The following is an 18840-nucleotide window of genomic DNA, read 5'->3' on the forward strand; positions in this document are numbered from 1 at the left end:
TCCCGTTCCACCCACACATCCAATCCAACCCTCCGGCTCCGGCCAGGAGGGTATTCATTTTTTTATCGGCCTAATTCGAGAATCTGGCTTCAAGCGCAAGACTCTGACCGCAAAGCCGGCTGACAGAACCAAAAGGACGAGATAGGGGAAGCCCTGTCTCGTCCTTTTATTCCGTTCTCTATTCATCTTGCTTCGGATTCATCCCTGAGCCGCGGCGGCACCCGGCTGCCGAAGGGCGGCGGCATCGAACCGCTTGCGCTCCGTACGGTCGATCTGCACGATGCGTCCGTCATGCACCGTAATGACCACCGCGCCGTACTCCAGCCCGTTGACCTGGTCGGCGATGCGCTCCAGCCAGGATTCATCCAATTCCACAGGTTTCGCCATCCGTCATCCCTCCACGGTTTCTTTATCCCGCTGCGCGGTTTTCCATTCCACGAGACTTTTCGCGCCAAGCGTAACCAGCGCAAGCATCATCAGCAGCGAAGCCACGGCAAAGGATGCCGAGAACTGATACTCGTTGTACAGTATTTCCACATGCAGAGGCAGGGTGTTCGTTTCCCCGCGGATATGTCCGGATACGACCGATACGGCGCCGAACTCTCCCATAGCCCTCGCGTTGCAGAGCACGATGCCGTACAGAAGGCCCCATTTGATGTTGGGAAGCGTAACGTTCCAGAAGATGCGGAATCCCTTCGCCCCAAGCGTGGCGGCCGCTTCCTCCTCCTGCGTGCCCTGCGCCTGCATGAGGGGAATCAGCTCTCTGGCTACAAAAGGAAATGTCACGAACATAGTCGCGAGTACGATGCCTGGAGTCGCAAATACGATTTGCAGATTATGCTCATCCAGCCATGGGCCGAGATAACCCTGGGCGCCGAAGAGCAGCAGGAAGATGAAGCCCGCGATGACGGGCGACACCGAGAACGGCAAGTCGATCAGTGTCACGAGCAGGTTTTTGCCGCGGAAGCTGAACTTGGTTACGAGCCATGCGGCCGCCACGCCGAAGACGGCGTTCAAAGGCACCGCGATGACGGCTACGAGCAGCGTCAGCTTGAGAGCAACCACGGCGTCGGGGTCTGTCAAGGCGCTGATATACACATCCCAGCCCCGCTTCATTCCTTCGATGAAGACGGTGAGAAGAGGCAGCAGGACGATCAGCGCGAGAAATACGAAGGCGATGCCGATGAGCAGCCATTTGACGGCACGCGGCTCGCTTACGGGCTTCGCCCGGACAACGGCCTTGGCGGACAATCGGGAAGTTACGGTACCGGCCACAGGGCATTCCTCCTATCGCGACAGCGCGCGCCTGCCGGCCCGCCACTGGATGTAATTGATGACGAGCAGCATAGCGAACGAGATGACGAGCAGCACGAGCGCGATCGCCGTTGCCTGCTCCAGCTCGAACGACTCCAGCTTCGTCATGATCAGCAGCGGAGCGATCTCCGTGCGCATCGGCATGTTGCCGGAGATGAAGACGACGGAGCCGTATTCCCCGATGCCCCTGGCAAACGCAAGCGCGAAGCCGGTCAGGAGCGCCGGCGTCAGCTCCGGCAGCACGATGCGCAGGATCGTGCGCCATCTTCCGGCTCCCAGCATGACGGCCGCTTCTTCGACCTCTGCGTCCAGATCCTCCAATACGGGCTGAACGGTCCGGACGATGAAAGGCAAGCCGATGAAGATCAAGGCGATCGTGATGCCGAGCGGCGTGAAGGCCACCTTGATGCCAAGCGGCTCCAGCCATTTTCCGACCCAGCCGTTAGGCGCGTAGATGGCCGTCAGGGCGATGCCGGCGACTGCGGTCGGAAGCGCGAACGGCAGGTCGACGAGGCTGTCCAGGAACTTGCGGCCCGGAAACGAATAGCGTACCAGCACCCATGCGACAATGAAGCCGAACACGACGTTGATTACCGCTGCCGCCAGCGAAGTCAGAAGGCTGATGCGGTAGGAAGCCATGACACGGGGAGCGGTCACCGTCGACCAGAATTCTCCCCAGCTGAGCTCCGCCGTCTTGAGCAGGACGCAAGACAGCGGAATAAGCACGATGATGCAAAGGTAAAACACGGTGATGCCCATCGACAATCCGAATCCGGGTAAAATGCTCCGAGTGCGGGAACCTTTCATGTGAAGTCAGCTCCTGTATCGTCCAGAACCTTTTACTTGGATCCCGGCGTGTAGATTTCGTCAAACGTTCCGCCGTCGGCGAAATGCTTCTTCTGCGCTTCGGCCCAGCCGCCGAAGTCCTTGTCGATCTGGAGCAGTTCAAGCTCCTTGAATTTGTCTTTGTACTGCTCCGCGATCGTCTTGTTGATCGGACGGTAGAAATTGTCGGCGGCGATCTTCTGGCCTTCGTCGCTGTACAGATACTTCAGATATTCCTCGGCGACCTCGCGGGTGCCCTTCTTATCCACGACCTTGTCGACGACGGCTACCGGAGGCTCCGCCAGCACGCTGATCGAAGGATAGACGATCTCGAACTTGTCCCCAAGCTCCTTCTGGGAAAGGAAAGCCTCGTTCTCCCACGCGAGCAGGACGTCGCCGATGCCGCGCTCCGTGAACGTCGTCGTCGCGCCGCGCGCGCCGGAATCGAGCACCGGAACGTTCTTGAACAGCTGCTTCATGAAATCCTTCGTCTTGGCTTCGTCGCCGCCGTCCTGCTTGGAGGCGTAGCCCCATGCCGCAAGATAGTTCCAGCGGGCGCCGCCGGATGTTTTCGGATTCGGCGTAATGACCTGCACGCCAGGCTTCACGAGATCGTTCCAGTCCTTGATGCCCTTCGGATTGCCCTTGCGGACCAGAAATACGATCGTGGACGTATACGGAGCGCTGTTGTCCTCGTACTTCGTGCTCCAATCCTTGTTCAGCAGCCCTTTCGAGGCGATCGCATCGATGTCGTAGCCGAGCGCCAGCGTGACGACGTCAGCCTTGAGGCCTCCGATGACGGAGAGCGACTGCTTGCCGGAGCCGCCATGCGACTGCTTCACGGTTACTTCCTGGCCGGTCTTGTCTTTCCAATATTTCGCGAACGCCGCATTATACGCCCCATAGAGCTCGCGGGTAGGATCGTAGGATACGTTGAGCAGCTCGACAGATCCTTTGGGCTCTGTCTTGGCGCCTGCGGCGTTGGCCGCACCGCCGGTATTGCCGGCCGCTGCATTTCCATTATTGCTGTTGTTGCCGGAGCCGCAGGCGGTCAGGGTGAAGGCGAGAGAAGCCGAGAGCAAAAGGACAGGCAGCGTGCGAAGCTTTTTCTTTGTCATGGACGAGCACCCCTTCATGGAAGATAAGTCCGCCTGTTCCGGAGGTCCGGTAACAAGTGAGATAATTCCTAGTTGTTTAGTTGGTTTATGGATCAAATAATACCAGCCTATCCCCATTGGTGTCAACGGATTTTTCAACAACCCTTATGGGGTCCATAACTGAAGCTGATACCCTTCCGATCGGGTTCGCATGTTGATCCTATGGAATGAAATTAGTTTCATATTCATCCGCATAGCGCTGCTTGAATGGAAAAGGACAGCTGAGATTAGCCTTCAGCTGTCCATCCTTATACCGCATTCGTTTCGTTCCCCGCCAGTCCAACTCTCCGCCTGTTGCCGGCTCAACCCGCTTGCACAAGCTCAGCTTCCTTACATCAAGTATTTTCCCGTGATCGACTGCTCCGCTTGGACGATCTGCGCCGGCGTGCCTTCGAACACGATCTGGCCGCCCTTGCTGCCTCCGTCCGGTCCCATATCGATGATCCAATCCGCTTGGCTGATCACCTCGAGGTTGTGCTCGATGACGATGACGGTGTTGCCGGCATCCACGAGACGGTTCATGATCTCCAGAAGGTGTCCGATATCGGACATATGAAGGCCGGTCGTCGGCTCGTCCATCACGTAGATGCTGCCCTGCTTATGCAGCTCGCTTGCGAGCTTGATTCGTTGGCATTCTCCGCCCGAGAGCGTGCTGAGCGGCTGCCCGAGCGTGACATAGTTCAGCCCTACATCGCTCATCGCCCGGAGCTTGCGCACAACTTCTTTTAGCTGAAAGAAATCCAATGCCTGCTCCACCGTCATCTCCAGAACTTCTGCGATCGACTTGCCGTTCAGCTTGTACGTCAGCACCTCTTCCTTGAACCTTCTGCCTCCGCAGACTTCGCAGGGCAGCTTCACGCTGTCAAGGTAGCCGAGGTCGGTGTACACGACTCCCAGCCCTTGGCAGTTCTCGCAGGCCCCCTTGGAGTTGAAGCTGAACAAGCTCGGGCTCACCTTGTTCGCGGAAGCGAACGCCTTGCGCACATCATCCATGATGCCTGTGTAGGTCGCGGGATTCGAGCGCGTCGACACCCCTATCGCCGATTGGTCGATGACGATCGCATCCGGATGCTGGCTGAGGAACACTTCGTTGATCAGCGTGCTCTTGCCCGAGCCGGCGACACCTGCAACGACGGTCAGCACCCCGGTCGGAATATCCACGCTCACGTTCCGCAGGTTGTGCAGCGTGGCATCCTTGATGCTGAGCTTGCCGGACGGCTGCCTGCAATCGCGCTTCAGCTGGAGCAGCCGCTTCATATGGGTGCCTGTCAGCGTATCGGCCTCCAGCAGCTTTTGGAAGCTTCCTTCATACACGATGGAGCCGCCGCGGCTGCCGGCGTGAGGCCCGACGTCGACAATATGATCCGCCACCTTGATCACATCGGGATCATGCTCGACGACAAGGACGGTATTGCCCTTGTCGCGAAGCTTCTGAAGCAGCCCGTTCAGCCGGTGCACATCACGGGGATGCAAGCCGACGCTGGGCTCATCGAAGATGTAGGTGACGTCCACCAGGCTGCCGCTCAGGTGCTTCACCATCTTGACGCGCTGCGACTCGCCGCCGGACAACGTATCCGTCTCCCGGTCCAGCGTCAAATAGTCGAGCCCGATATCCACCAGATGCTGCAGCCTATCCGACAGCGACTTGATTACCGGCGCGGCTGCCGGATCATCAATCTCCCGAATGACGCGGATGAGATGGCCGACCTCTATGGAAGACAGCTCCGTAATGTTGTATCCATTGATCCTGCAATCAAGCGCGGCCCGGCTGAGCCTCGCGCCGTGGCAGCTGGAGCAGGCGCCCTCGGTGATGTAAGGCGCGACAGCCTGCTGGGTGCGCTCTGACTTCGTCTTCACATCCTGCTTGATGTATTTGTTCGAGAACTTCTCGATGACGCCTTCCACCGTAATATTCGTCGCCTTGCCCGCGAAATCCATCTTCACTTTCCTAGCTTTGCCGTGCAGCAGCTGCTCCAGGTCCTCATCCGAATAATCGCTCAGCTTCTTGTCGGTATCGAAGGGCCACGACTGGACGATCATGTTCCAGTCCCAGCTGTTCACCGCATAGCCGGGCAGCAAGATGGCCCCTTCATTTAGCGACTTCGACATGTCCAGCGCCTTGCTCATGTCGACGCACAGGCTGCGGCCGAGCCCGTTGCACTGGGGACACATGCCTTGCGGGTCATTGAAGGAGAACATGTTTGCTTTTCCGACATAGGGCTGTCCCACTCGGGAGAAGAGAAGACGAAGAATGGGAGAGATATCGGTGATTGTGCCCATCGTGGAATGGGAGCCGCCGCCCAGCCGCTTCTGATCGACGATAACGGCCATGCTGAGGTTCTCGATCGCGTCTGCATCCGGCTGCGGAAAACGCGGCAGGAAGCTGCGGACGAACATGCTGAAGTTCTCATTCAGCAGACGCTGGGATTCTGCTGCGATGGTATCGAAAACGATCGAGGACTTGCCGGATCCGGATACCCCGGTGAAGATCGTGATCTTCCGCTTGGGAATGCGCAAGGATACGCTCTTGAGATTGTTTTCCCTCGCACCCGAGATGACGATGTACTCCTGATTCGATTCGCTCATGCTTGACACCCTTCCGATTGTTCTTTTCCTTCATTCCGACATTTCCAGACGGATTCGTGCGATCTTGAAAAGAAACGACAAGAGCTTGTCCCATGATCCGAAGTAGACCTAAACCGGCTGCAAGGTGCATGCAGCCGGTTTAGGTCTACTTCGAGCTAAGCAGGGTTCAAATTCAGCATTGAAGAAGGAACTGCAATCCTAAGCCGAATGCCGTTATCGTTTATTGTCCCAATACCTTTTCAAGCTCGCCGCACCATTTGCTCCAGCCATACCTTGCACCTTCGAGTCCTTGAGCATTGGTGAATCCGACTTGTTCGAGATGAAGGTTTACCTTCCCGTCCCCTAAATCCTGCAGTGTCCAGGTGACTGTGTGCTTTTCCCCGCCGCTGGCCCAAGTATAGGATATTTTGTTTGGTTCGTCGACGACGAGAACCTCACCATCGATAATTCCATCCCACCATTCGGACGGCTGAGTGCGAAACTGGAAATGATGTCCTGCGACGGGCTTGAAATCATTTTCCATCGCCTGGCCGCTGTGGATGTCGACCACCCATTTGGCAAGCTTGTTGGAATCGGTTACGGCGGACCAAAGCTTCTCGATCGATGCCGTGTACTGAAAATCCAAGGATAAGGTTAAACTCAATTTTCTTCCTCCTCTAATAGTTGGTTCAGGCGCGACATATTCGTACTCCAAAACCTGCTGTAAAAAGCCAGCCAATCTTGAACTTCTCGAAGCGGTGAGGCATTCAGCCTGAATCGCGTTTCTCTGCCGACTTTCCGGTCAAGCACCAGTCCGGCCTCTTTAAGGATGGTCAAATGCTTGGAAACGGCTGTCCGGCCCATCTCGAACTGTGCCGTCAATTCATGAAGCGGTATCTCCTCCGCCTCTGCTAACAGACGGATCAGCCGGCGCCTGGTAGGATCTGCAATCGCGTCATATACATCCCGCAACTGGTTGTTCTCGCTCACAACACCCTCTCCTACGTATTTTAGTTGAACCCGCGATCGGACACCATTTGGTGACAATTCGATCATACGACACCATTAGGTGTCTCGTCAATAAAAGACTTTGTACTTCTCGGGTGAGAGCGATCCATTCTTTCGGCAGCCGTCAATAATGCCATATTGTCTTTGGTATTGATCACGCTCAGACCTGCCTTGGTGACCAAGAGTACTAGAAAATTAAACACCTGTGAACAGAAGGCTGATGTCCTCATTGCCGTTCTTCGTCTTCCATCCGTTGAAGCCTGCCGCATCGGTTATGCCCGGTTTGAACGTGAGAACATAGACCTGGCCCGGCGTCATATCCTTGGACAGCTTCAGCGTCACCTCGGTGACAACCGCGCCCGTGTTGTTCAATTCGTCATGGGAGATGCCGACAGCATCTCCTCCCTGTTCCTTCATCACGAAATATGGCTCGTTCACGTTTTTCACCGGTTCGCTGAATACGACCTTAATCGTCGTCCGGTTCAAGACAATCACCTGTTTCGCATAAGGAGCCTCGTTGGCGGCTATGGTTCCCGCGAACGCGGATTCGTTCGCGCCGTCCCGCGAGATGAGCGACGACACGCCTGTTACCCTCGCCGTGTATACGTGGCCAGGATCGAACAAGCTCGGATTCGAATCGGTTCCCGTGCGGAATTGGACCGCAACGATCCTTTTCGTTCCCGGCTTGCGGACGACATATTTGCTCCAGCCGGACATCGAGACGTTGGCACCGTTATCCTTGAGAATCGTTGCTGCTAAGGAACCGACGTCTGCGTCCTTGATATCTCTGTCGAACGCGATCTCCAGGGTGTTCTCGTTAACCGCGGCTATGCTCTGAAGCTTCACCGGCAGGATCGGATTGGAGATGCCCCCGAACAGAAGGCCGGATTTTTTATCCATCATGTTGCCAGCCAGGTCGGGAATGCCGGATACGGCAAGGCTGTACACGGTCTTGTCTTGTTGGGCCGATGTCCGAAGCGTGACGGTGCGCCCCTCGTTGTCCAGACTCGCTGATACGATCGCCAAGCCGTCGATGCTGTACCGTCCGGTCTGCACGGCAATGTCCCGATTCACCTTCTCGCTGAATTTGACGGTCAAAGAAGCATCCGCATTCACCTTAAATTCCGAATCGATGATCGCCGGCTTTGTCGTGTCGTCGTTGCCTACGATAGACAAATCCGATCGCGTGTCCATGACGTTGCCGGCGAGATCCTTGACGTTCTTGACGGTCAGCCAGTACCGAGTGTTGTCCGACTGATCCGACGTGGAGAACGTGACCTGCCTCTTGTCCGAAGAGAGCTGCAGCGTCGTTATCTTCAATCCGCCGGAGAACAAGTAGTTCGCGGGACTCGTTGCCGTCTTGGTGTCAACTTGCTCTGAGAACGTCAGGACATAGCTGCGGGCTGTTGACCGGTCGAACGCAGTTATCGTCGGCTTCACCATGTCCGATCTCGCCGAAGTGTACGCCCACGCCTTGCTCTCGATGGTTAAGGTATGCTTGCGGTTTTCGATTTGGTAGCCTGTTGTAAGCAATACCGACATCCCGTCTCCTCCGACCGTCGCGAGAAGGATCGGCACGACGTTGCCGAGATCGTCCCTCAGGGAGAATTGTCCGATATCCGCCGAGTCGGCCTTCGCCTTCAGATTCACCCGCACCGACTGGACGCTCAGTCCTTCGACCGACTTCACGTCGAGCGCACTGGCCCAGCCCGCATAGACCGCGTAGACAGCCTCCACGAGCACACCTCGCGTAGCGTTGACCGTGTAGTCGTTCCTCGGGGCGATCCAGCCTTTGTTAAGAGAGGTTCCGACCGCATCCTTCGCCCAGGCCGATGCTTTGCCAACGAATCCGGACTTCGGATCGGCAGGGATGCTGTTGACCTTCAGCAGCACGACAGCCAGCTCTTCGACCTTCACCGCGGCGGTCGGCTCGAATCGATTATTTCCTTTGCCGACCATGATGCCTGCGCTTCGCACCGCTTGGACCGCTGTGAACGACCAGCGTGTCTTCAGAACATCCGCGAAGCCGACTGTGGAACTGGAATGAGGCAATTCGAGAAGCTTATAGAGCACGGAAGCAAACTGTTCGCGGGACATGGGTTCGTTCAGGCGAGACGATCCGTCCTCGAAACCGGTCATAATACCTTGCCGCTTCAGCACTTGGAACTTCTCCTCCGTCGTCAGCGTCGCCGCTCCCGCGGCTGGGACGGCTAATCCAAGCAGCAACGATAACGCGAGCAATGCCAGAGCGATTTTCCTCATCTTTGCAGTCCTCCTAAGGGTTTTCTGCCGGAACCGCGGAAGAAGAAAAAACCGCATCGCGGATGCGGGCCAGCGAATGTACCCTCTTTAACGGCACTATGGAGGAAATGTTTCTGTCGAAGGCGGTCTCATCCAAAACAAGTCACGTTTCGAGCAAACTTCCGGTAATTCGCCGCGGGCTTGTTCCGGCAAAGCGTCATGGGCAAGCTGGTTAGAATCGGTCAAGCAGGGGAAGAAAACGAAAAAAAGCCCCGATGCGAGACGGAAGTCTCGATCGGGACGTTATGGCTTGAGATGTTCAGGTTTCCGCTCCCGGATTAGCTCCCCGGGATCCGCGCTTGTTGCTTCCCTTGACCATGATGACCTCCACGAACGGGCGGATCCTGTCCATGATCCGGCGGCCCTTGTGGTATTCCTCCCCGTCCTTGCTCGTGAAGCTGAAATGCTGCTCCAAATCGTCGAGAGCGTGGTTCGAGGTATAGAAGGTCGGCTTGCGCTCCATCCGGTAGTTCAGAATCGAGCCCATGACATGATCCCGAACCCACGGGCTCAGGTTCTCGGCGCCGATGTCGTCGAAGATCAGAATATCGGCTTCCTTCATCAGATCGATCGTCTCCTTGAGACGGCCCGGCTCGCCGAACATCGCCTTGAGATCCTCGACGAAATCCGGCATGTAGACAATGACGCCCGAGTAGCCGAGCTTCGCCAGCTCTCCCATCATATAGCCCATCAGGAACGTCTTGCCCGTTCCGAACTGGCCGGTCAAGTACAGTCCGTCCGTCTGTAGGCCCTGCTCTTTGGTCCGGTCGATATATTGAAGAATCTGCTTGACCGCCGGCAGGCGGGCCGAGTCCTTCCTCGCGATGTCTTCGAAGGAATACGCTTTGGCCAGCACCTTGTCGCTGACGTAGAAGCTGCGGATGCGGCTGCGGATCAGCTCCTCGTTGCGGCGGGCGATGAACTTGCGGCAGGCTGTCTTCCGGTCGATCAGGCGGGTTTCGCCGCTGGAGCCGTCCGCGGACAGCAGCGTATAATGGCCCTGGAAGTCGTTGGGGCATTCGTCCAGTCCCGGGCAGGCCGAGCAGTTGCGATGCTCCTTGACGTATTGATAGACCAGATTGGAATTGCGCCGCACCACGCCTTCGTCAATATCGGGATGCTGCTCCCGCAGCTTGCGGACGCCCGGATCGTCCAGCAGCTCCTGCAGCTGCTTTTGGGCCCGGGCCCGAATCTGGGCTCCTCCCGGCATCGTCTTGAGCAAATCCTTCAGGGATTCCATAGCTGCCTCCTCCTTTCTTTCTCATGCTGGCCGTTTATCCAAAAAGCCCGATGGGCTCAAATTCTACTTGCCGTCCAGCTTGCGCGCAAGCTGCAAAATCTCTTCCAGCTCCTCCGGCGATACCTCCGGAGCGGCGGCGTCATCCCCCACGACCGGCAGCACCGGCTTGCGCGACGCTCCCGTCCGGCGGTAGCCGCCTCTGCCGCCGGCAGCCGGGGCGCTCCGCGGCTGGGAAGCAGCCTGCCCCCTGCCCGGTGCGCCGGCCTGCTGGGCTTCGCGGGAGCGCTCCACTTCAATCTGCTCCCTCACATAACCGACCGCCTTCTCGAATTCGTCCACCTGCTGCACGAGCATATTGGAGGCGACCGCTTCAATGAACGTTTTCGTGACGCGCGACGATCCCTTCATCCCGAAGACATAATGGACGAGCACGTTGATGACCGGTCCCGGCAGCTTGTAGTGAAGGTCGATCCGCTCGAATTGCCGCTCGATCCAGTCCGGCACGGCGCCGGGGAAAAACCGGCGCAGGAAGCGGGTATGCGGCTCGTTGCGCATCAGCATGTTGTACTGCTGAATGTCGCATCGTCCGGACAGCTGCGACGGAACCGGCAAATAATGCTCCGCGAGCACGCCGTGCTCCGGCTGCTCGGCTTCCGTCTCCTCCTGCATCCGAGAAGTCTGGCGCGCCCGGTCGCTCTCGCGCTTGCGGTCCTGCCGGTACATCTGGGCGGCCTTGAGCTGCAAGTCGTCGAGCTGCAGCTCCCCGCGTCCGTCGAATACATCCTCTTCGTCCAGCAGCCTGCTGAGGTCGGCAGCCCCGAGACCGTATTTGTATGCGACGTAATTCAGCTGGGCCATCCGGTCCTGATCCCCCCGCAGCCTCTCCACGTAAGGGCGGTTCGCCGATCCCCGCGGAAAGCGGTAGATAAGGTCGCCATACTGGATTCCGGCACTCGGCTGCTCCGGCTGGACCGGAGCCTTGCGGACCGGCGACGTTTCCTCGAGAGCCTGCTCCAGCTCCAGATCGACGGCGGCGTTCAGACGAAACAGCTCGTAGAACGGCATCGAAATGTTCTCCTTGACCAGCTCATGCTGGGCGAGCTCGTCCGGCTCCCGCTGGAACAGCGACTCCTGGAGGCTTACGACGCCGTACTTGCCGACCTTGTCCCGCAGCAGCATGCTCAGATGCTGGTTCTGGAAAAACTCGGCCGGCGACAGCGGCGCTGTCAGCTCGTATTCGTACATGACGTCCTCCTGGCCCGGCAGGAACAGCCGGCAGGTCGTCAGCAAGCCGAGCGCCTCCAGAACGGAAGCGCATGCGGCCAGCTCCCGGCGGCCGGCATCGTTCATGTCGAGGCCTAGACCGAGGAACAGCTTGCGCTGGCTGTCGAGAGAGGAATACCCGCTGTAGCCCTCCGCGACCTGATAATAAAGGAACTGATAGAGGGAAGCGGCTGCCGCTCCCGTCATCGGCTGGTAGATAAGCGTCAGCATCCGCTGGTCGAGCGGACTTAGCGAGAAGCTCCGGTACACACAGAACCGGTGATGTTCGGTGAATTGCAGCCGGCTGTCTATGCGCATCGTTTCTTCCACCCCTTCTTTCTTCGTCCTACTAGTGTATCATAGAATCGAGCCTATCCGACACCATTCGGGAAGCCGGTCCAGCCTTCTTGCCCGACCATTTTATGGCGCCGCCCTCATCGGCCGGCCCCATGCGGAGCCGAGCCGGGATCTCCTTGGGCGGGAGAGAAAAAAAAGACATGGCAGCGCCCGCAGCCTATGGAACGAGCAGGCCGCGAAAGCGCCGCATGTCGGCCGCTTTCCTTTTTGAAACTCCGGCAAAAGCCTAGAACATCTTGAAGCCGCCGATGCGGAGCTTGCGGATGGCATACCCGCTTACATAGGCTCCGACAAGGGCGCCGATGACCGGCATCCAATCGATGAACGTGAACTCTCCTATATTATCGGCCACCGAGACGCTGTGGTCCCAGGTGGACCATATGTAGATCGGCACCAGTACGATCAGGAACAGATAAATCGGAAACCAGGTCGTCTTCATGAGCATGTTCAGGATGAATCCGATTCCAAACATCATCACAAAAAAGAGCACCGTCGCAATTATAATTTGAAGCATGCCGCCTATCATCCTTCCGTTCTCGCATACCAAACGCGGTTCCTTCTAAGTTTATGCCAAGCCTGCCCGCAAGTCAATTTGCAGCTTCCCGCTCCGGTTGCTCTGCTTGAGGCGATTCGATACAATGGGAGACATGGCAGGAGGGGTGCAGGCATGCCCTTCTTATGGAAGGAGAAACAACGGAAATGAGTGACGCAGCACAAACGCTGGAGGGCTGGTACGTTCTCCATGATTTCCGCACGATCGACTGGCAGGCCTGGAAAGCGGCCGGCGCCGGAGACCGCGCTTCCGCGCTGGACTCCATCCAATCCATGCTGGCCGGGTGGACACGCGACGAGCAGGACCGCAAGGGCAGCACGGCGTTCTATTCCGTCGTCGGCCAGAAAGCCGACTTCGTCATCATGCATCTTCGCGAGACGCTTGAGGAGCTCAGCGAACTGGAGACGAGCTTCAACAAGAGTCCGCTCGGCGACTATACGAAGCCCGCTTACTCCTATGTCAGCATCGTGGAGCTCAGCAATTACATGAGCAAGCCGGGCGAGGATCCAATGCAGAACCCGGACATCGTGGCCCGCCTCAAGCCGACGCTTCCGAAAGCCCGCCACATCTGCTTCTATCCGATGAACAAGCGCCGCGACGGCGGCGACAACTGGTATATGCTCGGCATGGACGAGCGGCGCGCGATGATGCGCAGCCACGGCATGATCGGCCGCCAGTACGCCGGCAAGGTCAAGCAGATCATCAGCGGCTCCGTCGGCTTCGACAACTGGGAATGGGGCGTGACGCTGTTCGCGGAGGACGCCCTCCAGTTCAAGAAGCTCGTCTACGAGATGCGGTTCGACGAGGTGAGCGCTCGCTACGGCGACTTCGGCGAGTTTTTCATCGGCAATCTGCTCGACGGCGCCAAGCTGGAGCAGCTGCTGTCCGTTTGATGCCCTGACCGGGATATCCCGGTCGAGGCAGGCTCTGCGCAGCCGGCGCATGGCAGCAGAAGTAAAGCCGCAGGCGGAAGGGTTTTCCCCTTTCAGCCTGCGGCTTTTTCGCTTTAATCCTCGTCTTCGTCATCCTCGAGACCGGCCTCGGCGGCCAGCCTCTTGGCATTCAGATATTCCTCGGTGTCCCGGTCGCGCTGCCGGCCCTTCTCCTTGAGCCGCTCGATGCCCGGCTCGATGAGCCTGTCCACTTCCTTCTGGACGGTATAGGCCAAGTCGTGGCGGTTCTGGGACTCCAGATAGGAGCCCACTTCCATCAGCGCGTTGTACCGGTCGAGCTCGTCTCTCGTCAGCAGGCCGCGCACCTGCACGCTGCAGTGGCGCATTAGAAGAACTTCCCTTTGCGCAGGACGAGCGGGATTCCCCCGATGATGAACAGGTAGCGCAGGTCGATCATCTTCTTCAGCCAGGCGGCCTTGCGGCCCTGGTATTTCTTGCCGAAGGCGACGCCGATGCCCTCGCCTTTGCCGAGCGAGGCGACCGTGCCCTTGTTGCTGAAGGCGAATGTCTTCAGCGGCTGGCTGCGGATCGCCGCGACCAGGTTGTGGGCGCAGGTGACGCCCTGCTGCATGGCGATCTGGGCGGTCGGCGGATACGGACGGCCCTCTTCGTTGAACATCAGGGAATTGTCCCCGATGATGTAGATGTTCTCCTGGTTCGGAGCCCGCAGGTAGTCGTCGACCTTGACGCGGCCGCGCATCGTCTCGAAGCCGGCCTCGTCGATCAGCCGGTTGCCGCGGATGCCCCCGGTCCAGATGACGGTCTTGGAGCGGATCTCCTCGCCGTCGCCGACGATGACGCCGTCGGGCGAGCATTCCTTGATCGCGGTCCCGATGCGGAAGATGACGCCTTTCTTGGCCAGCACGTCCATGCCGTACTTCACCAGCTCCGGATCGAAGCCCGGCAGCGCGGACGGCGCCGCCTCGATGTTGTAGAGCTTCACGAGCGAGCGGTCCACGTCGAACGCGCGGCATAGCTGCGGGATGCGGTCGGCCAGCTCGCCGACGAACTCGATGCCGGTGAAGCCCGCTCCCCCGACGACGAACGTCAGGTAATCGGTGCGATGCGGCTCCCGCTTGTACCTCGCGAACTGGTACTCGATATGCTCGCGGATGAGGCGGACCGAGTTGATGCTGCGGATGTTCATCGCATGCTCGGCGAGGCCCGGGATGCCGAACGTTTCCGGCTCTCCGCCGAGGCCGATGACCAGATAGTCGTAGGACAGCGTTCCGTCCTCCAGAATGACCTTCTTGTCCTGCGTCCGGATCTGCACGACCGTGGACTTCACGAAGTCGATCTTGAATTCATCGATCAGCTTGGAAATATTGACGCGGGCATTCTCGGGATTGTCCGTTCCCGCTGCCGGCATATGCAAATGGGTCGTAATATAATGGTAGTCGTGCTTGTTGACAAGCGTGACGTCCGCTTCGTTGTAGTTCAGCTGCTTCTGGAGCTTCAGCGCGGTCAGAATGCCTCCGTAGCCTGCTCCCAGTATGACGATCTTCGGTATATTGCTCATATGGCGTTCCCTTCCAATCCATCTCTTGACATCCTGCTATCTAATGATCCAAATATACTCCTGCCATGATATCAAAATAAGGATTGGCACATCAAGGTCATTTCCTACGAAAATAATTAGAAGAACGTACAATTGCGCCGTTTCCCTTGGACGCCCGGGCAGGCGTATAATGATCCTGTAGCCCATGTTCTGGAGGTGCGGAAATGACAGGATTGGAATCCAATGCGGAACCGGTCGACATCGCCATTATCGGCGGCGGGCCGGCAGGCATGTTCGCCGCCTTTTACGGCGGCATGCGCCAGGCATCCGTCAAGATCATTGAAAGCATGCCGCAGTTGGGCGGCCAGCTCGCCGCCCTGTATCCCGAGAAGCACATCTACGATGTCGCCGGCTTTCCCAAGGTTACCGCCCAGGAGCTCGTCGATTCGCTGCGGCGGCAGCTGGATCATTTCGCGCCGGAAGTGTGCCTGGAGGAGAAGGTAACCTCTCTCGTCAAGCACGGGGAGCGGCTGTTCGAGATTCGTACCGACAAAGCTGTCCACTTGGCCCGCGCCGTCATCGTCACGGCAGGCGTCGGCGCCTTCGAGCCCCGCCGGCTCGAGCTGCCGGAGGCGGCGCTGTACGAGAAGAAGAACCTGCATTACTTCGTCAGCGATCTGCATCAGTTCAAGGGCCAAAAGGTGCTGATCAGCGGCGGCGGCGATTCCGCCGTCGACTGGGCGCTCATGCTCGAGCCGATCGCCGAAAGCGTCACCCTGATCCATAGAAGGGATAAATTCCGCGCTCATGAGCACAGCGTAGCCAAGCTGCAGGAATCCACCGTCCGGGTGCTTGTCCCGACCGAGATCGCCAAGCTGGAGGGCGAGGTCTACATTGAGCGGGTCACTCTGCGCCATGTGAAGACCGGCGAGGAGACCGTGCTGGATACGGATACGGTCATCGTCAACTTCGGCTTCGTATCGTCTCTCGGCCCGATCGCCGAGTGGGGCCTCGATATCGAGGGAGGCAGCATCGTCGTCGACACCCGGATGGAGACGAGCGTGCCCGGTATCTTCGCTGCCGGCGACATCACGACTTATCCGGGCAAGCTGAAGCTGATCGCGGTCGGTTTCGGCGAAGCGCCGACGGCCGTCAACAACGCCAAAGTCTATATCGATCCTTCCGCCAAGCTCTCGCCTGGACATAGCAGCAATCTCAAGCTGTAGGCCATAACGGAAGAAGATCCTCGAATCAGACCCGTTAGAACCGAAAAAATAAGGGTATCCTACCTCGACATGCGCCATGCTTCCGATTGAGCGGCAGCAAACGATGTCTTGGGAGGGTACCCTATTTTATGTGTCCCGTATGCAATGGAATCCGGCTTCTCTATGCGGCATGCCCGCACTGCGCAGGACCGGCCGAAGACTGCGGTCCCGCGGCGGATTATGCAGGCCCGTATTCGCCGTACTCGCCAGTACAGACCGACGATCTGTCCGGCGGATTGGAACAGGCTTGTTATCATATGGTGTATTGTCCCGCCTGCTCCAGCAGCTGCGGAGTCAGCGTCCGCATTGAGCTGTGATCGTCCATCCCTGATTTCCATCCGGATGGCCGTGGAACAACAAGCGCGGCCAAGAAGTCATCAAGCGCCTAAAAGTATGGATTCGGGACTCAGTTGTCTGCGCTTCAGCTCACCCTTCAAAAGCTTGATGAAATCGTAATCCAGATTGAACTGGACCGCGCTGAAGTAAGTCTCGATCAGCAGCTCATCAGACAACAACTCCATATTTCAGCCTCCTTTCGAATTGAATTTCTATTTCTTCCCAATCTTAGCATGGGCTGTTTTCAAGGAACAAGCGTTCCGTTATCCACATGGAACGGTGTACAAGATGTGCACAAATTGTGGGTATTTGGAAAATCTTGAGGAAACTCTTCATGCTTACTGTGGACAGAGTTATACACAACCGGAGGGGAGGGAAATTCAATAAAAAAGTTTGATGAATACTTTATTTCCGATAAAGATTTTGCAGGCTCCAGCAAGGTTGAGCGGGAGATGGGGAGGGTAATGATAATGCTCGGCTGCATGCCTATTTAGGGCGGGTGTTGACCTCGAAAATCCATATCTTCCCGCTTTTGTCGAGGCCGTAATCAAAGCCGAGCTGGCCGATGCCGGGAAAGCGGGCTTCCAGCGCCGACGCTGAAATTCGGGTCAGGCTGCGCATTTCCTGCTTTTTGCTCCTCACCAGCTTCGAGGACAGCGAGCGGCTTATTCCTTGGGCCGCCGTCAGCTGGCTGCCGCCCCGGCACAGATTCGTGACGAACAATCCCGGCCTGGCGACGCGCCCGACCATCGAGCGGAATTCCCAGCGGCTTCCGTTTTTCACGTATTTGACCCGATAGTCGATCGGCCTTCCTCCAACTGTCGCCAGTTGGATGCCTTTCTGGATCATGTAGGCGCGCCCCTTCTGCAGCGGCTTCAGAGCCCTGTGGAGGGATGGGACCGACGAGGCCGAGCGGGTCCTCGAGCTGTGCGTATAGCTGTATCCGCTTCCGCTGCGCTCGATCTTGATGACTCCGATTCCCCCGGTCCCGCGAACCGGCTTGATGACGACCATCCCGTGCTGCTCCAGCATGCTCTTCAGATTGGCTTCCGTGTAAGGCCGGGTCGGGGGAATATGGGGAGCGATGGACGGATGGGAGAGAAGCGCGGCGGTTTTGGCCATCTTGCTCGAGAGCATGCGTCCGCCGCCCTTCCCCGCATGAAGCGGCAGCGACAGCGCCTTCTGCACATAGGCCAGCTCATCCTCGGCATTCGCCGTCTCGGGGACTGCCTCTCCTTGAACGGGAGCGTCCTGGGCAGCCGCAACGGCAGCCGCAGGCGCTTCATCCGCCGGGAAGGCCGAATCTGCTGCGAATTCTTCCATTTGGATCGGTTCTCCTTTCCTCTTTCTCTTCTATTCTATGCTTTCAGGCGTTCGTTCTCTTGGATGATTGTCCGAGGCTTATGGCCTCTATTGCCCGCTGCAGCCTTCCAGGCAGACGCCGGGGAAGGATGAGAGCCTGAGACAGCCTCGACCTGGACTTAAGTCCGGGATCTGATTTCCCTCCGGCAGGAGGACAGCAGGCCGCAGCCTTGGTATAGTGGAAAAAAACGGCCATCAACCGCGTTCTGCAGGTGGCCTACAGCCGAAAGGGTGGAATCATGACTCGCCAAGCAAAAGCCGTCCTCGGAGCGGCGCTCATCCTCCTCGGGGTCTATATGATGCTGCAGCAAGGCCGCAGCGTCGGTCCCGGATTCATCTTCGGCCATTTCTGGCCAAGCCTGTTCGTGATCCCGCTCGGCATCTTCTTCCATTGGATGTACTTCTCCTTGCTCGGACGCCGCGCTCCGGGACTTCTCATTCCCGGCGGGATTTTGCTGGCGGCCGGCCTCGTCTGCCAGTTCGCCATGCTGCTGGACAACTGGGGCTCGATCTGGCCCGGCTTCATCCTGGCCGTTCCGTTCGGCCTGTGGGAATTCTATTGGTTCGGAAACCGGAACCGCTGGCTGCTTATCCCAATCAATATCCTGCTCGTGATCGGCCTGCTGTTCAGCGCCGTCTTCTCGATCAGCGCGCTGCTCAGCGGCTTCGCCTCCGTATTCCCGTTCCTTGCTTTGCTGTTCATTATCGGCGGCTCGTTCCTGCTGCTCTCGCGAAGCCGCGCTTGAGAAAAGCCGAATCCAAAAAAAGCGGACCTCCGGAACTTTTTCCGGGGGTCCGCTCTTTTTGACGAGTTTATGGCTCCATTGCCCCTCGCACGATTCC

At 58.0% G+C, this 18840-nt stretch carries 18 protein-coding genes; 3 read left to right on the forward strand and 15 right to left on the reverse strand.

What is annotated here, in order from left to right; all coding sequences use genetic code 11:
- Window positions 1-198: 198 nt before the first annotated feature.
- The 11 genes from ACLBWT_RS14610 to ACLBWT_RS14660 all read right to left on the reverse strand — a co-directional run bounded on the left by ACLBWT_RS14610 (window position 199) and on the right by ACLBWT_RS14660 (window position 12544).
- Window positions 199-387, reverse strand: coding sequence for a YezD family protein (locus ACLBWT_RS14610; protein ID WP_447663887.1), 189 nt, complete (start codon window positions 385-387; stop codon window positions 199-201).
- Window positions 388-390: 3 nt separating this feature from the next.
- Window positions 391-1275 (reverse strand): sulfate ABC transporter permease subunit CysW, encoded by an 885-nt coding sequence (gene cysW / locus ACLBWT_RS14615; protein WP_447663888.1) that lies wholly within the window; start codon window positions 1273-1275, stop codon window positions 391-393.
- Window positions 1276-1287: 12 nt separating this feature from the next.
- Complete coding sequence (cysT, locus tag ACLBWT_RS14620; RefSeq protein ID WP_447663889.1) at window positions 1288-2121, reverse strand: sulfate ABC transporter permease subunit CysT; 834 nt, start codon at window positions 2119-2121, stop codon at window positions 1288-1290.
- A 32-nt stretch (window positions 2122-2153) separates the two neighbouring features.
- Entirely contained in the window at window positions 2154-3257 is a 1104-nt protein-coding gene (locus ACLBWT_RS14625; RefSeq protein ID WP_447663890.1) for a sulfate ABC transporter substrate-binding protein, read from the reverse strand.
- Between the two features lie 369 nt (window positions 3258-3626).
- Window positions 3627-5882 (reverse strand): ATP-binding cassette domain-containing protein, encoded by a 2256-nt coding sequence (locus ACLBWT_RS14630; RefSeq protein WP_447663891.1) that lies wholly within the window; start codon window positions 5880-5882, stop codon window positions 3627-3629.
- Between the two features lie 220 nt (window positions 5883-6102).
- The gene (locus tag ACLBWT_RS14635; RefSeq protein ID WP_447663892.1) at window positions 6103-6525 is read right to left on the reverse strand and encodes an SRPBCC family protein; all 423 of its coding nucleotides are present in this window, start codon (window positions 6523-6525) and stop codon (window positions 6103-6105) included.
- Window positions 6522-6851 (reverse strand): ArsR/SmtB family transcription factor, encoded by a 330-nt coding sequence (locus tag ACLBWT_RS14640; protein ID WP_447663893.1) that lies wholly within the window; start codon window positions 6849-6851, stop codon window positions 6522-6524. Before ACLBWT_RS14640 ends, ACLBWT_RS14635 begins: the two co-directional genes overlap by 4 nt.
- A gap of 213 nt (window positions 6852-7064) precedes the next feature.
- Window positions 7065-9131: an Ig-like domain-containing protein gene (locus ACLBWT_RS14645; protein ID WP_048744699.1), complete on the reverse strand. Its 2067-nt coding sequence runs from the start codon at window positions 9129-9131 to the stop codon at window positions 7065-7067.
- A 298-nt stretch (window positions 9132-9429) separates the two neighbouring features.
- Window positions 9430-10410, reverse strand: a complete 981-nt coding sequence (gene dnaI / locus ACLBWT_RS14650; RefSeq protein WP_021878071.1) for a primosomal protein DnaI — start codon at window positions 10408-10410, stop codon at window positions 9430-9432.
- A 63-nt stretch (window positions 10411-10473) separates the two neighbouring features.
- Window positions 10474-11991 (reverse strand): helicase DnaB, encoded by a 1518-nt coding sequence (locus ACLBWT_RS14655; RefSeq protein WP_127507717.1) that lies wholly within the window; start codon window positions 11989-11991, stop codon window positions 10474-10476.
- Between the two features lie 265 nt (window positions 11992-12256).
- Complete coding sequence (locus ACLBWT_RS14660; RefSeq protein ID WP_083436575.1) at window positions 12257-12544, reverse strand: YuiB family protein; 288 nt, start codon at window positions 12542-12544, stop codon at window positions 12257-12259.
- A 185-nt stretch (window positions 12545-12729) separates the two neighbouring features.
- Here ACLBWT_RS14660 and hemQ point away from each other — a divergent pair, with 185 nt between their 5' ends.
- On the forward strand, window positions 12730-13476 hold the full coding sequence (gene hemQ, locus ACLBWT_RS14665; RefSeq protein ID WP_049869691.1) for a hydrogen peroxide-dependent heme synthase: 747 nt from the start codon (window positions 12730-12732) through the stop codon (window positions 13474-13476).
- 113 nt (window positions 13477-13589) lie between these two features.
- On the opposite strand, the gene ACLBWT_RS14670 is transcribed toward hemQ, so the two are convergent.
- Together ACLBWT_RS14670 and ACLBWT_RS14675 are read right to left on the reverse strand one after the other, a co-directional pair.
- On the reverse strand, window positions 13590-13862 hold the full coding sequence (locus tag ACLBWT_RS14670; RefSeq protein WP_021880086.1) for a hypothetical protein: 273 nt from the start codon (window positions 13860-13862) through the stop codon (window positions 13590-13592).
- Window positions 13862-15055 carry an NAD(P)/FAD-dependent oxidoreductase gene (locus tag ACLBWT_RS14675; RefSeq protein WP_048748684.1) on the reverse strand — a complete coding sequence of 398 codons (1194 nt, stop codon included), beginning with the start codon at window positions 15053-15055 and terminating at the stop codon, window positions 13862-13864. The genes ACLBWT_RS14670 and ACLBWT_RS14675 overlap by 1 nt, the downstream gene beginning before the upstream one ends.
- A 203-nt stretch (window positions 15056-15258) precedes the next feature.
- Here ACLBWT_RS14675 and ACLBWT_RS14680 point away from each other — a divergent pair, with 203 nt between their 5' ends.
- A complete protein-coding gene (locus ACLBWT_RS14680; protein ID WP_447663894.1) occupies window positions 15259-16260 on the forward strand; it encodes an NAD(P)/FAD-dependent oxidoreductase in 1002 nt (333 codons plus the stop codon).
- Window positions 16261-16676: 416 nt separating this feature from the next.
- Here ACLBWT_RS14680 and sda read toward each other — a convergent pair whose 3' ends face one another.
- Together sda and ACLBWT_RS14690 are read right to left on the reverse strand one after the other, a co-directional pair.
- Window positions 16677-16820 carry a sporulation histidine kinase inhibitor Sda gene (sda, locus tag ACLBWT_RS14685; protein WP_021880090.1) on the reverse strand — a complete coding sequence of 48 codons (144 nt, stop codon included), beginning with the start codon at window positions 16818-16820 and terminating at the stop codon, window positions 16677-16679.
- A 301-nt stretch (window positions 16821-17121) separates the two neighbouring features.
- Window positions 17122-17772 carry a YheC/YheD family protein gene (locus ACLBWT_RS14690; protein WP_048748686.1) on the reverse strand — a complete coding sequence of 217 codons (651 nt, stop codon included), beginning with the start codon at window positions 17770-17772 and terminating at the stop codon, window positions 17122-17124.
- A gap of 464 nt (window positions 17773-18236) precedes the next feature.
- On the opposite strand from ACLBWT_RS14690, the gene ACLBWT_RS14695 reads away from it, so the two are divergent.
- Window positions 18237-18743 (forward strand): hypothetical protein, encoded by a 507-nt coding sequence (locus ACLBWT_RS14695; protein ID WP_048748687.1) that lies wholly within the window; start codon window positions 18237-18239, stop codon window positions 18741-18743.
- Window positions 18744-18840: the final 97 nt, after the last annotated feature.

The organism is Paenibacillus sp. D51F, assembly GCF_053345695.1.

Coding starts and splice junctions, on each gene's coding strand:
- ACLBWT_RS14610 (WP_447663887.1), bottom strand. CDS start 387: ATGGCGAAACCTGTGGAATTGGATGAATCCTGGCTGGAGCGCATCGCC.
- cysT (WP_447663889.1), bottom strand. CDS start 2,121: ATGAAAGGTTCCCGCACTCGGAGCATTTTACCCGGATTCGGATTGTCG.
- ACLBWT_RS14625 (WP_447663890.1), bottom strand. CDS start 3,257: ATGACAAAGAAAAAGCTTCGCACGCTGCCTGTCCTTTTGCTCTCGGCT.
- ACLBWT_RS14630 (WP_447663891.1), bottom strand. CDS start 5,882: ATGAGCGAATCGAATCAGGAGTACATCGTCATCTCGGGTGCGAGGGAA.
- ACLBWT_RS14645 (WP_048744699.1), bottom strand. CDS start 9,131: ATGAGGAAAATCGCTCTGGCATTGCTCGCGTTATCGTTGCTGCTTGGA.
- dnaI (WP_021878071.1), bottom strand. CDS start 10,410: ATGGAATCCCTGAAGGATTTGCTCAAGACGATGCCGGGAGGAGCCCAG.
- ACLBWT_RS14655 (WP_127507717.1), bottom strand. CDS start 11,991: ATGCGCATAGACAGCCGGCTGCAATTCACCGAACATCACCGGTTCTGT.
- ACLBWT_RS14660 (WP_083436575.1), bottom strand. CDS start 12,544: ATGCTTCAAATTATAATTGCGACGGTGCTCTTTTTTGTGATGATGTTT.
- hemQ (WP_049869691.1), top strand. CDS start 12,730: ATGAGTGACGCAGCACAAACGCTGGAGGGCTGGTACGTTCTCCATGAT.
- ACLBWT_RS14670 (WP_021880086.1), bottom strand. CDS start 13,862: ATGCGCCACTGCAGCGTGCAGGTGCGCGGCCTGCTGACGAGAGACGAG.
- ACLBWT_RS14675 (WP_048748684.1), bottom strand. CDS start 15,055: ATGAGCAATATACCGAAGATCGTCATACTGGGAGCAGGCTACGGAGGC.
- ACLBWT_RS14680 (WP_447663894.1), top strand. CDS start 15,259: ATGACAGGATTGGAATCCAATGCGGAACCGGTCGACATCGCCATTATC.
- sda (WP_021880090.1), bottom strand. CDS start 16,820: ATGGAGTTGTTGTCTGATGAGCTGCTGATCGAGACTTACTTCAGCGCG.
- ACLBWT_RS14690 (WP_048748686.1), bottom strand. CDS start 17,772: ATGCTCTCGAGCAAGATGGCCAAAACCGCCGCGCTTCTCTCCCATCCG.
- ACLBWT_RS14695 (WP_048748687.1), top strand. CDS start 18,237: ATGACTCGCCAAGCAAAAGCCGTCCTCGGAGCGGCGCTCATCCTCCTC.